At 66.3% G+C, this 12,355-nt stretch carries 12 protein-coding genes; 7 read left to right on the top strand and 5 right to left on the bottom strand.

Going from position 1 to position 12,355, the window contains the following annotated elements:
• The first annotated feature begins 31 nt into the window (after positions 1–31).
• The 5 genes from BJP62_RS17435 to BJP62_RS17415 all read left to right on the top strand — a co-directional run bounded on the left by BJP62_RS17435 (position 32) and on the right by BJP62_RS17415 (position 5,051).
• On the top strand, positions 32–922 hold the full coding sequence (locus BJP62_RS17435) for a LysR family transcriptional regulator (protein ID WP_083301004.1): 891 nt from the start codon (positions 32–34) through the stop codon (positions 920–922).
• A gap of 65 nt (positions 923–987) precedes the next feature.
• On the top strand, positions 988–1,581 hold the full coding sequence (locus tag BJP62_RS17430; RefSeq protein ID WP_070531913.1) for a TetR/AcrR family transcriptional regulator: 594 nt from the start codon (positions 988–990) through the stop codon (positions 1,579–1,581).
• 93 nt (positions 1,582–1,674) lie between these two features.
• Positions 1,675–2,832, top strand: coding sequence for an iron-containing alcohol dehydrogenase (locus BJP62_RS17425; RefSeq protein ID WP_070531910.1), 1,158 nt, complete (start codon positions 1,675–1,677; stop codon positions 2,830–2,832).
• 19 nt (positions 2,833–2,851) lie between these two features.
• Positions 2,852–3,871: an NADP-dependent oxidoreductase gene (locus BJP62_RS17420; protein ID WP_070531905.1), complete on the top strand. Its 1,020-nt coding sequence runs from the start codon at positions 2,852–2,854 to the stop codon at positions 3,869–3,871.
• A 76-nt stretch (positions 3,872–3,947) separates the two neighbouring features.
• Positions 3,948–5,051: an alkene reductase gene (locus BJP62_RS17415; RefSeq protein ID WP_070531903.1), complete on the top strand. Its 1,104-nt coding sequence runs from the start codon at positions 3,948–3,950 to the stop codon at positions 5,049–5,051.
• A gap of 157 nt (positions 5,052–5,208) precedes the next feature.
• Here the strand turns inward: BJP62_RS17415 and BJP62_RS17410 are convergent, their stop codons facing one another.
• Together BJP62_RS17410 and BJP62_RS17405 are read right to left on the bottom strand one after the other, a co-directional pair.
• Complete coding sequence (locus BJP62_RS17410) at positions 5,209–5,634, bottom strand: hypothetical protein (RefSeq protein ID WP_205700929.1); 426 nt, start codon at positions 5,632–5,634, stop codon at positions 5,209–5,211.
• Positions 5,594–6,619, bottom strand: coding sequence for an IS481 family transposase (locus BJP62_RS17405; protein WP_070531897.1), 1,026 nt, complete (start codon positions 6,617–6,619; stop codon positions 5,594–5,596). The genes BJP62_RS17410 and BJP62_RS17405 overlap by 41 nt, the downstream gene beginning before the upstream one ends.
• Positions 6,620–6,964: 345 nt before the next feature.
• Here BJP62_RS17405 and BJP62_RS17400 point away from each other — a divergent pair, with 345 nt between their 5' ends.
• Positions 6,965–7,369: a ribonucleotide reductase subunit alpha gene (locus tag BJP62_RS17400; RefSeq protein WP_070531895.1), complete on the top strand. Its 405-nt coding sequence runs from the start codon at positions 6,965–6,967 to the stop codon at positions 7,367–7,369.
• Positions 7,370–7,447: 78 nt separating this feature from the next.
• On the opposite strand, the gene BJP62_RS17395 is transcribed toward BJP62_RS17400, so the two are convergent.
• Positions 7,448–7,843 carry a cupin domain-containing protein gene (locus tag BJP62_RS17395; protein WP_070531892.1) on the bottom strand — a complete coding sequence of 132 codons (396 nt, stop codon included), beginning with the start codon at positions 7,841–7,843 and terminating at the stop codon, positions 7,448–7,450.
• A 214-nt stretch (positions 7,844–8,057) separates the two neighbouring features.
• Positions 8,058–9,113: an NAD(P)-dependent alcohol dehydrogenase gene (locus BJP62_RS17390; RefSeq protein ID WP_070531889.1), complete on the bottom strand. Its 1,056-nt coding sequence runs from the start codon at positions 9,111–9,113 to the stop codon at positions 8,058–8,060.
• Between the two features lie 138 nt (positions 9,114–9,251).
• Here BJP62_RS17390 and BJP62_RS17385 point away from each other — a divergent pair, with 138 nt between their 5' ends.
• Positions 9,252–10,145: a LysR family transcriptional regulator gene (locus tag BJP62_RS17385; protein WP_070531887.1), complete on the top strand. Its 894-nt coding sequence runs from the start codon at positions 9,252–9,254 to the stop codon at positions 10,143–10,145.
• Positions 10,146–10,169: 24 nt separating this feature from the next.
• On the opposite strand, the gene BJP62_RS17380 is transcribed toward BJP62_RS17385, so the two are convergent.
• Positions 10,170–12,302 carry a TonB-dependent siderophore receptor gene (locus BJP62_RS17380; protein WP_205700928.1) on the bottom strand — a complete coding sequence of 711 codons (2,133 nt, stop codon included), beginning with the start codon at positions 12,300–12,302 and terminating at the stop codon, positions 10,170–10,172.
• Positions 12,303–12,355 lie beyond the last annotated feature (53 nt).

Raw genomic sequence — 12,355 nt, 5'->3', positions numbered from 1 at the left:
CCGGAGCACCACCATCGACCGCTTTGCCGCCATGCAGGTGTTCACCGCCGTCGTCGACGCCGGCAGCTTCGTCCGCGCCGCCGAGCGGCTGGGCCAGTCGACCACCGCAGTCTCGCGCCAGCTGGCCGAGCTCGAAGCGCATCTGGGCGTGCGGCTCTTGCAGCGCACGACGCGGACGATGTCGCTGACCGAGGCCGGCCGTATCTATTACGCGCAATGCGTATCGCTGCTGGCCGATCTGTCCGATGCGGAGGCGGCGGTCAGCTCGGCCAGCCAGATCGCCAGCGGCGTGCTGCGCGTCAACGCGCCGGTGTCGTTCGCGATCCGCCACCTTGCGCCGCTGCTGCCCCGGTTCCGCACACTCCAGCCGCAGGTCGGCATCGAGCTGGCGGTCAACGACCGCGTCGTCGATCTGGTCGACGAAGGTTTCGATCTGGCGCTGCGCATCAGCCGCCAGCCGCAGGCTTCGACGCTGATCGCCCGGCGGCTGGCGTCGGTTCGCGTCGTCGTCTGTGCTTCGCCGGACTATCTGGCCCGGCACGGCACGCCGGCGACGCCCGATGATCTGGGCCGGCACCAGTGTCTCGGCTACAGCTACACAGATCGCGGCACCAGTTGGGAGTTCACCGGCCCGCCGGCGCACAGCATCGAGGTCAACGGCTTCCTGCGTGCCAATAACGGCGACGTGCTGGTCGAGGCCGCGATCGCCGGTGCCGGGCTGATCGCCCAGCCGACCTTCCTCGTCGGCGACGCGCTGCGCGACGGCCGGCTGGTCCGCGTGCTGGCCGACCATGCCCTGCCCGACTACACCGCGTGGGCGGTTTATCCGAGCCGGCGCTTCCTGTCGGCCAAGGTGCGCAGTTTTGTCGATTTCCTCGGCGCCGCCTGGGGCGACGCGCCGCCGTGGGATGCGGATCTTTGACCGTTCGTCATCATCACGCCGAACAACACTAGACCGACCGGTCTACTCAAGCTAAAGTGCACGGCATGAAACACGAACAGCCCGACACCAAGCAGCACATCCTCGATACCGGCGAAGCCATCATCCTCGGCAAGGGCTTTGCCGCGGTCGGGCTGACCGAGATCCTGACCGCGGCCGGCGTGCCCAAGGGTTCGTTCTATCACTACTTCAAATCCAAGGAGCAGTTCGGCAAGGAACTGTTCGAGCAGTACTTCAGCAACTATCTGACGCAGCTCGACGCACTGTTTCTGGATGACAGCCGCAGCGCACAAGCGCGCCTGATGGCGTACTGGGATGGCTGGCTGTCGACGCAGGGCAACTGCCGCTGCGAGGAGCAGTGCCTGGTGGTCAAGCTCTCGGCCGAAGTTTCTGACCTGTCCGAACCGATCCGCGACACGATCAAGAGCGGCACCGGCCGCGTCGTCGCAAGGCTGGCAAAGCTGGTCGAAGCCGGCCTGGCCGACGGTTCGCTGCCCGCCGCGCTCGACCCCGAACACACCGCGGCGACGCTGTACCAGCTCTGGCTCGGCGCCAGCCTCTTGACCAAGATCCGCCGTGACGACAGCGCCCTGCACACCGCGCTGACCGCCACCCGCACCATGCTGAACGTGAAAGACTGAGTTCACCGCGCAAATCCACCCGGGACGGCACCAACAGTGCCGTTTCTTTGGCCGGCTTACTAGACGACCGGTCTAATTTAAACGGAGCACACCATGCAATCGTTCAACTTCCATAACCCCGTCAACATCGTATTCGGCGAAGGCCGCATTGCCGATCTGGCCACGCTGGTCCCGGCCGAGGCACGCGTGCTGGTGCTGTACGGCGGCGGCAGCATCAAGAAGAACGGCAGCTATGACGAAGTGCTCGCCGCGCTTGAGGGCCACACGGTGTTCGAGTTCGCCGGCATCGAGCCGAACCCGCGTTACGAGACGCTGATGAAGGCCGTGGCGCAGGTCAAGGCCGAGCAGATCGACTTCCTGCTCGCCGTTGGCGGTGGCTCGGTCGTCGACGGCACGAAGTTCGTCGCCGCCGCCGCGCAATATGACGGCGACGCGTGGGACATCCTCGTCACCGGCGGCGCCCGCATCAAGTCGGCACTCCCGCTCGGCGCGGTGCTGACGCTGCCCGCCACCGGTTCGGAAATGAACCAGGGCGCCGTGATCACCCGCGAGGCGACCAAGACCAAGCTGCCGTTCCACAGCCCGAAGGTGTTCCCGCAGTTTGCCGTGCTCGACCCGACCAAGACCTACAGCCTGCCACCGCGGCAGGTCGCCAACGGCGCCGTCGATGCCTTCGTCCACGTGGTCGAGCAGTACCTGACCTACCCGGCCGACGCGCCGGTGCAGGACCGCTTTGCCGAGGGCCTGCTGCAGACACTGATCGAGGTCGGCCCGAAGGCGCTGGCGACGCCGCATGACTACCAGGTGCGCGCCAACCTGATGTGGGCCGCGACGATGGCGCTGAACGGCCTGATCGGTGCCGGCGTGCCGCAGGACTGGGCAACGCACATGGTCGGCCACGAGCTGACCGCACTGTACGAGCTCGACCACGCGCAAACGCTGGCGATCGTGCTACCGGCGATGCTGCAGGTCCGCCGTGCCGACAAGCGCGCCAAGCTCGTCCAGTACGCCGAACGCGTCTGGAGCATCCGTGACGGCAGCGACGACGAACGCATCGACGCGGCCATCGCCAGGACCCGCGACTTCTTCGAGGCCATGGGCGTCAGGACCACGCTATCGGGCTACGGCCTCGGTGCCGACGCCGTCGACGCGGTGGTTGGCCAGCTCGAAGCGCACGGCATGACCGCGCTCGGCGAAAAAGGCGACGTCACCCCGGCCGTGAGCCGCCGCGTGCTCGAAGCCGCCCTCTGATCCCCCACGGAGCATTTCCATGACGACCAACCACCGCATCGTCCTCGCCTCGCGCCCCAAGGGCGCGCCGACGCCGGGCGACTTCCGCCTTGAAACCGAAACCCTGCCGGCGCCCGGCGCCGGCGAAGTCCTGCTGAAGACGCTCTACCTGTCGCTGGACCCGTACATGCGCGGCCGGATGAGCGACGCGCCGTCGTACGCGCCGCCGCTCGCCATCGGCGAGACCATGATCGGCGGCACCGTGAGCCGGGTTGCGCAATCGAACCACCCGGACTTCGCGCCGGGCGATCTGGTGCTGTCGTTCAGCGGCTGGCAGGAGTACGCGCTGTCGAACGGCGAAGGACTGACCAAGCTCGATCCGGCGCTGAAGCAGCCGTCGCTGGCACTGGGCGTACTCGGCATGCCCGGCTTTACCGCCTATATGGGCCTGCTCGACATCGGCAACCCCAAGCCCGGTGAAACCGTCGTCGTCGCTGCCGCCAGCGGCGCGGTCGGCTCGGTCGTCGGCCAGGTCGCCAGGCTCAAGGGCGCCCGCGTCGTCGGCATTGCCGGCGGTGCCGACAAGGTCCGCTACGTCGTCGACGAACTCGGCTTCGACGCCTGCGTCGACCACCGCAGCCCGACCTTCGCGCTTGAGCTCGCCGCCGCGACGCCAGGCGGCATCGACGTGTACTACGAGAACGTCGGCGGCGCGGTGTTCGACGCCGTGCTGCCGCTGCTGAACACCGGCGCCCGCGTGCCGGTCTGCGGGCTGATCTCGCAGTACAACGCCGAATCGCTGCCGCCCGGCCCGGACCGCTTGCCGCTGCTGGCAGGGACGCTGCTGAAAAAGCGCATCCGCATGCAGGGTTTCATCATCTGGGACGACTACGGCCACCGCTATCCGGAGTTCGCCGCGGCGATGACGCCGTGGGTCGCCAGCGGCCAGGTGAAGTTCCGCGAGGACATCGTCGACGGCCTCGCCAGCGCGCCGGAAGCCTTCATCGGTCTTCTGGAAGGCAGGAACTTCGGCAAGCTCGTCGTCCGCGTCGCCGACTGATCACGCATCACCTTTGCCGTACCCCGCACCCGCCGCCGGTGGGTGCGCTCCCCTTACCCAGTACAGGATGGACATCATGCCGCTCGACAAACTGCTGACCCCGCTCACCGTCGGCCACACCACCCTCGCCAACCGGCTGATCATGGCGCCGCTGACGCGCTCGCGCGCCGGCCAGCCCGGCGACGTGCCGACCGCACTCAACGCCACCTACTACGCCCAGCGCGCCAGCGCCGGGCTGATCGTCACCGAAGCCTCGCAGATTTCGCGCCAGGGTCAGGGCTATGCGTGGACGCCGGGCATCTACACCGACGCGCAGGAAGCCGGCTGGAAAGACGTCGTCGACGCCGTGCACGCCAGGGGCGGCAAGCTGTCGTTGCAGCTGTGGCACGTCGGCCGGATCTCGCACCACCTGCTGCAGGACAACGGCCAGGCACCGGTCGCACCGTCGGCAATCCGTGCCGAGGGTGCCAAGAGCTTCGTCGTGCAGGAAGACGGCACGCCGGCCAATGTGCAGACCGACACGCCGCGCGCGCTCGACATCACCGAACTGCCGGGCATCGTCGCCGCCTACGCGGCCGCAACGGCACGCGCCAGACGCGCCGGTTTCGACTTTGTCGAAGTGCACTCGGCCAACGGCTACCTGCTGCACCAGTTCCTGTCGACCAACAGCAACCAGCGCACCGACGGCTACGGCGGCAGCCTGGAAAACCGTGCCCGGCTGCTGCTTGAAGTGATCGACGCCGTCGTCGCCGAAATCGGTGCCGACCACGTCGGCGTGCGGCTGTCGCCCAACTTCGTCGCCCACGATATCCAGGACGCCGAATCCGAAGCGATGGCGACGTATCTGGCGGCCGAGTTCGCCAAGCGCGGCCTCGCCTACCTGCACATCGCCGAGCCGGACTGGGCCGGTGGCGCGCCGCTGTCGGACGCCTTCCGCGCCGCGCTGCGCAGCAATTACAACGGCGCGATCATCACGTGCGGCGGCTACAGCGCCGAATCCGGTGAAGCCCGCCTCGCCGGCGGCACCGCCGATGCGATCGGCTACGGCCGACCCTTCATCGCCAACCCGGATCTGGTCGAACGCTTCCGCCGCGGCGCGGCGCAGAACACGCCGGACCAGAGCACCTTCTACGGCGGCGCCGAGCACGGCTATACCGACTATCCGGCACTGGCCGACTGAACGGCTGGCACTCTGCTGGCAGCGTCGTCCCCGCTTGCCAGTACGTCCTGGTCCGTGGACTCCTCCCGCAAAACAGCACTGAGGAACCATGAAAAAGGGCCGCGGAGATGATCCGCGGCCCTTGCGCTCGACGAATCGAGGTCAGTCCACCACCGTATTAATCAACAATCGTGGTCGTCACGCTTTCAATCTTTTGATTGAAGTTGAATGGCGCCTGGTAAGCCTTGCTGACCGCACCACCTTCATCCTCACCGACGGCGACACCATCGTCGAAGGAGAACATCCGAGCGATCGTATTCGGGACCAGTTTCTTGGCCACCAGCGTGCCATTCAGGTAAAGGTAAGCATTGCCGCCCTTGCCCTGGCCCGAATCATTGCCCTTGCCGCCAACGCCGTTCTCGTCGTAACGGAACTTGACGGTAATGACGTTATCGCCTTTGTTCAGCGGCGTCTTGCTCGTCGCAGCGGTGTTTTCATATGCCAGCCAGTTGTACTCAAACGTCGGAATGCCGTTCTTGACGAACAAGGTCCAGCCCGCAAAGTTACCGCCCTGAGCGATCACAACACCATTGGTGTTCTTCACGTCCGTAGTTGTCGGGTTCCGCTTGTTTGTAGATTTTTTTCTTGAACAATTCCGGTCGCTCTGTTTGCCACATTTTCAGCGACTCGATCGGTGACCGGAAGCCCAGCGCTTTTTGCGGGATGTGATGGTTGTAGGCGTTCCGGTAATCGTCCAACGTCTGCGCCAATTCCGCTGCACTGGCAAAGCGGGTCTGCTTCACCAGCTCGCTGATCCGGCCGTTGAAACGCTCGACCATGCCATTCATTTGCGGCGTGCGCGGCGGGATCAGCCGATGCTCGATCCCCAAGGCTGCACAACGGCGATCAAACACGTGCCGTCCGCTCGGGGTCTTGGCTTTGCTGGTGAAGCGATCGGTGAATTGGCTGCCATTGTCGGTCAGCAGTTTCTCGATTTTCATCGGCGCCGCCTTGTACAGGCGCTGCAGGAAGTCGACGCTGCTGGCTTCGGACTGATCCGGGTAGATGTGCAGGAACACCCAGCGGGTGGCCCGGTCGATCGCGACGAACAGGTAGCTGCGCGAGGTTTCGTCGGGCATCTGCGGCAAGTACTTGATGTCCAAATGGAAGTAGCCCGGTGCGTAGTCCTTGAAGCCCTTGGAGGGCGCGGCGGGTTCTTCCGGCTGCAGTTGCGCCTGCAGTGTCTTGAGGTTGCCGACGCCTTCGCGCACCAGCAGCCGGTTGATGCCGGATCGGGTGGCGTTCGGGTTGATGAAACGCTGGGCCACCGCGGCCAGGTCATCGAGCGGCAGCAGCAAGGTGGTGCGCAGAATCAGCACCAGCGCTTCCTGCGTCTGGGACAAGGTAGTGTGCAGGGTATGCGGGCGGTGCGACCGATCGGTGAATTCGTCGCGCGTTTGCCATTTGCGGATGGTGTCCTTGCCGACGCTGTAGCGCAGCATCAGCTCGCGCTGCGAGAGGCTGGAGTGGCGGATTTCCTCGCGGGTGAGCGGTGTGGTGCGGGCATTGCTGTGCAGGCGGTGGCTCATGGCTGGCTCGCATTGACAGACTGAGTGATCAAGGTACGCAAAAGCGCGCGTGCCTGGAAGAGTGGCCAGCTGCGCTTTGGAAGCCAATCAGACGAAACCCAACAGGTAAGCAAGTTGTTATGGGAGCGATGCTGCAAGTGTTTGCCATGACTGCCTGCACATTGCTTTGGATAAATTTGCCGCGCGTAACGAGGCCGTCTCGGCGCCCGGGCTGTCCCGGGTCGGTCCGGACCGCTCCAGACCGGGCTCTGCTATTGCCGGGCTTTTTATGCCCTACCTTTGACCTATGCCGTAAAAGCCCGGGCTGTGTCACGATGCCCACGCCTCATTACCAAAGGATGACCCATGCAGATCGCCAGCTTCGCCGACTTCCTGATTGCCGCCAGCCAGCAGCCCGAGCCGCAGCGGCTGCTCTTCGTGTTCACCCGCGCCGAACTGCCGGCCGATGCAACGGCCGAGGAAAAGGCCCGGTTCGAGCGCGGCGAAGGCGGCACGCTGGAGCCGGTGATGTGCGTCGACAAGCTGCCGTCCGAGATCGCCGACTTCGCCCAGCTCAAGGCCGAATCGGCGCAGATTCCGCAAAGCTGGGACATCGGTTTCGTCGCCAGCCTCGGCGGCCGCGCCGGCCGCGCGCCGGGCAGCGACGAAGCGGGCGAGCCGCTCGAGCGGATGGTCGGAATGATCAAGCAGGGCCACGTCGGCCAGTTCCTCGCCTTCGACCGCAACGGCGAGATGCTGCAGTTCGGCTGAGGCAGCGTGCCGTGGCTGACGGCAGGCGCTGCGGCGTTCTTTCCGGAATGGCGGGACGGGCGCGGAAAACGACCGCGCTCAGCCCTGATACTGCGCGTCGCTGACCTGCTCCATGAAGTCGGCCGTCTTGCCGTCCTGCACTTCCTGAATGGCGATATGCGTCATCGCCGTCGCCGCAGTCGCGCCGTGCCAGTGCTTTTCGCCGGCGGCAAACCACACCACGTCGCCCGGGCGGATCTCTTCGACCGGGCCGCCCCAGCGCTGCACCAGGCCGCGGCCGCCGGTGACGATCAGCGTCTGGCCCAGCGGGTGGGTATGCCAGGCGGTGCGGGCACCCGGTTCAAAGGTGACGGTGACACCGAGCGCTCGCGCCGGGGCATTGGCCGGGAACAGCGGGTCGACGCGCACCGTGCCGGTGAAGTAATCGGCCGGGCCGCGCGCCGATGGCTGGGAACCGCTACGGATGATGTCCATTTCCAACTCCTGTGCTCGCTGCCTGCGGCAGCCGATGCGGACAATGTAGCAGCCCCGCTTTCATGTGATTAGCCGCACAAATGTGCATGAACTCATGAACTTTACTCATCAATTTGCGCCCGCCCCCCGCAAGCCCGCGTCCACGGAAGCACGCGCAAGGACAAGCGCCCTCGCCCGATAACCGGTGCGAGGGCGCTGGCAGCAAAGGTCGGACTCAGTCCTTCAGCGTCGCCATGTCGATGACGAAGCGGTACTTCACGTCGCTATTGAGCATGCGCTCGTAGGCATCATTGATGTCCCGCATCGCGATGATCTCGACGTCGGCGGTAATGCCGTGTTCGCCGCAGAAGTCGAGCAGCTCCTGCGTTTCGGCGATGCCGCCGATCAGCGAACCGGCGACCGATCTGCGGCCCATGATCAGCGGCACGGAATCGAGCATCGGCTTCAGTTCGCCAAGGTAACCGACCAGCACCAGCGTACCGCCGATCGCCAGCGTCGGGACGTACGGGTTCAGGTCGTGCACGTAAGGCACGGTATCGACGATCAGGTCGAACTCGCCCTGCACCGCCGCCATCTGCTCGGCGTCGGTCGACACGACGATACGCTTCGCGCCCAGCGATCGCGCGTCGTCCTCCTTGCCCGGCGAGCGGGTGAACAGCGTGACGTCGGCGCCCATCGCGCTGGCGAGTTTCAGCGCCATGTGGCCGAGCCCGCCGAGACCGACGACGGCGACCTTGCTGCCCTTGCCGACTTTCCAGTGCCGCAGCGGCGACCAGGTGGTGATGCCGGCGCACAGCAGCGGCGCCGTGCCGGCCGGGTCCAGCGCTTCGGAGACGTTCAGCACAAAGGCTTCCGAGACGACGATCCGTTCGGAATAGCCGCCCGATGTCAGGGTGTGGTCATGCCGGTCGTAGCCGTTGTAGGTCAGCGTCGGAAACGCGGTGCAGTACTGCTCGTGGCCGCGCAGGCACGGATCGCACACCCGGCACGAGTCGACCATGCAGCCGACGCCGACCCGGTCGCCCGGCTTGAAGCGGGTGACGCCGGCACCGACAGCGGTCACGCGGCCGATGATCTCGTGGCCGGGGACCACCGGGTAGATGCTGTTGGCCCAGTCGTTGCGCGCGGTGTGCAGGTCCGAATGGCAGACGCCGCAGTACTCGATGGCGATCACCACGTCGTCGGTCCGCGCGTCGCGGCGCGCAAAGCGGTAAGGCGCCAGCGCGGACTCGGGGCTATGGGCGGCGTAGCCCAGCACTTCATTGCTCATGGCCAATCTCCGTGACGGGGACCGGCGCAGCACACGGCGGAATGCCGGGCGCCCTTCCCCCAGCCTTGCAATATAGAAGCTGCAGCCGAGACCGATTAGCCGCCATAATCGGCATACGCTGATGAACAGGGCTCATGAATGCCGCGCGAGAACTTCAACGACCTGCTCGCCTTCGTCACCGTCGCCCGGGCGGGCAGCTTCACCCGCGCCGCCGCGCAGCTTGGCGTGTCGCAGTCGGCGCTGAGCCACACGATACGCGGGCTGGAGGAAAGGCTGGGGCTGCGCCTGCTGACGCGGACGACGCGCAGCGTCTCGCCGACCGAGGCCGGCGAGCGACTGCTGGCGACGGTGGCGCCCCGCTTCGATGACATCGAGGCCGAGCTCGCCGCGCTGAGCGAGCTGCGCGACAAGCCGGCCGGCACGGTCCGCATCACCGCGGCCGAGCACGCCGCCAGCCAGGTGCTCTGGCCCAGGCTCGCGCCGCTGCTGCGCGACTACCCCGACATCAGGATCGAGATCGGCGTCGACTACGGCCTGACCGACATCGTCGCCGACCGTTTCGACGCCGGGGTGCGGCTCGGCGATCAGGTCGCCAGGGACATGATCGCGGTGCGCATCGGTCCGGACATGCGCATGGTCGTCGTCGGCGCGCCGGACTACTTCGGCCGGCGCCCGACGCCGCAGACGCCGCACGAGCTGGCCGGCCACGACTGCATCAACCTGCGGCTGCCGACCCATGGCGGCCTGTTGCCGTGGGAGTTCGAGAAGGACGGCCACCGCCTCAACGTGCGGGTCGAGGGCCAGTGGGTGTTCAACACCACCGCGCCGAGGCTGCACGCCGCGCTGGCCGGCTTCGGGCTGGCCTTCGTACCCGAAGACATGGCGCTGCCGCACATCGCCGATGGCAGCCTGATTGCGGTACTCGACGACTGGTGCCCGCGCTTCGCCGGCTACCACCTGTATTACCCGAGCCGCCGGCAGACTTCGCCGGCGTTCGCGCTGGTGGTCGAGGCGCTGCGGCACCGGGGATGATGCCGCAGTGCGTCCGGCCGACGATTACAGGTCGAACGACGCCTGCATGAAGTAGGTCCGCGGCTGGCCGACGTACTTGCCGTAGTTGTTGTCGGTCGAGCGGGTGTAGTACTCGCGGTCGAACAGGTTCTTGATCCCGGCGGCAAGCTTCATGTTGTAGAACTGCGGGCCGAATGCGTATTCGCCGCGCACGTTCCACGTCGCGTAGCCGGCGATGTCGCCATAGCGGCCGTCCGGCGTTTCGCTGGTGATGTAGTTCGGGCCGGGGCCGGGCGAGTGCTGCTGCGACTGCGCGAAACCGTCGACGTTGAACGTCCACTGCGCACGCTGGTAGCGCGCACCAAGCGTGCCGACATGGCGCGAGTAGAACGGCAGGTCCTTGCCGGCGAAGGCGCCCTGCTCGGACGTCGCCTTGGTGTACGCATAGGTTGCGTACGCGGTCAGCCCCTTGAGCATTGCATCGACGTTGGCGAGGTCGTAGTGGACGGCGGTTTCGATGCCCTGGTGCTTGGTGGCGCCGAGGTTGGTCCACTGGTCGCTGCTGTTGGGCTGGCCGGGGATCTTGCCGACGTACTGCATCTCGTTGTCGAAGTCGATGTAGAACAGCGTGACCTCGCCGCCCCAGCGGCCGTCGTCGTAGCGGGTGCCGAATTCGTAGGTGTGCGCCTTCTCGGCGGTCAGGCCGTTCGCGCTCTGGTTGCCGCTGCCGCCCTGCGCGATCTGGAAGTACTGCATCGGCCCGAACGAGGTGTTGGCGTTGGCGAACACGTTCCACACGTCGCTGAGGTGGTAGCTGGCGTTGATCGACGGCAGCGGCTCCTCGTAGCGCTGCTCGCGCTTGTAGCCGAGCATCACGTCGCTCCACTGCGTGTCGATGATCTCGTAGCGCAGCCCCGGCACCACGGTCCAGCGGCCGTAGCTGATCGTGTCGTCGATGTAGAACGCCTGTGCCTGCGTGCCGCCGTTGCGGTCCTGCGTCAGCACGTAGTTGCCCTTCGGTACGCCGCCGGCCTTGACCTTGTCGGTCAGCGCCTTCTCGCTCATTTTCTCCTCGAGATAGCGGTAGCCGACGCCGATCTCGTGGCTGGCCTCGCCCCAGGCGAACAGCTGCGAGTAGCGCGGCTCGATCGCGAAGGTGCTGTAGTTGCGCGGATACGCAACGAGCTGGGTCATGTCGTAGTAGGCGCCGTTGGCGATGTGGCTGCCGCGGAAGCTGTCGGTGTAGTAGGTCAGCACCTCGAACTTGCGCGTCGCGTCGACGTGGCTGTACTTGAGCGACGCGTCCTTGCGGCGGCCGGCAAAGTCGTCGTACGGCCGGGTCGACTGGTACGGGTTCTGCGCGTATTCCTTTACCGACAGGCCGCCCGGCATGTCGGCGCCGGCGTCGTAGTAATGCAGGCTGGCGGCGAGCGTATCGCGCTCGGTGATCGCGTAACTGGCCTTGAGCATCACGTCGTCGATATTGGTGTGGTCGTTGTCGTCGCGGTAGCCGTCGCCCTTGACGCCCGAATACAGCAGCACCGCGCCGAGCCCCTTGTCGTTGGTCCCGCCGACCGAAGCGCTGATCAACTCCTTGACGCCGCCGTGCTCGGCGCCCTGGATTTCGGTGCTGACGTTGGCGCCGAACTGCTTGGGAACCGAGCGGCTGACGAAGTTGATGATGCCGCCGACGTTCTGCGGCCCGAAGCGCACCGAGCCGCCGCCGCGGACGACGTCGATCGCCTCGATGTTGCCGATCGCCAGCGGCGCCATCGACAGCTGCGGCTGGCCATACGGCGCCACCGCGAGCGGCACGCCGTCGAGCAGGATGGTCGAACGCGGCGACAGCCGCGACGTCAGCCCGCGCACACCGACGTTGAGCGAAATGTCGCTGCCGCCGGTGCCGTTGTTGTCCTGCACCTGCACGCCCGGTACGCGGCGCAACACCTCGCGAACGTTGGTGGCAGCGCTTTCGGTCAGCACCTTCTGGTCGACGTAGGTCCGCGCGCCCGGATGGTTGAGCACGTCGACGCCATTGGCGTCGTCGAGCCAGTTGCCGACGACCGACACCGTGCCCAGCGTGGTCTCCGCGCCCTGCTGCGTTGTCTCGGCGGCGTGGACCTGCATGGCCAGCGCGACCCCGGCGGCCACACCGGTCAGTTTGAACAGCTTGCTCACTTCACTTGCTCCCTGGAGTTCGGTCGAAACCGGTTTCAATATCCGGCCATCGA

Source organism: Jeongeupia sp. USM3 (genome assembly GCF_001808185.1).
Lineage (GTDB): Bacteria > Pseudomonadota > Gammaproteobacteria > Burkholderiales > Chitinibacteraceae > Jeongeupia.
Note: the sequence above shows the minus strand (reverse complement) of the source record. Positions and strands in the feature narration are given on the sequence as shown.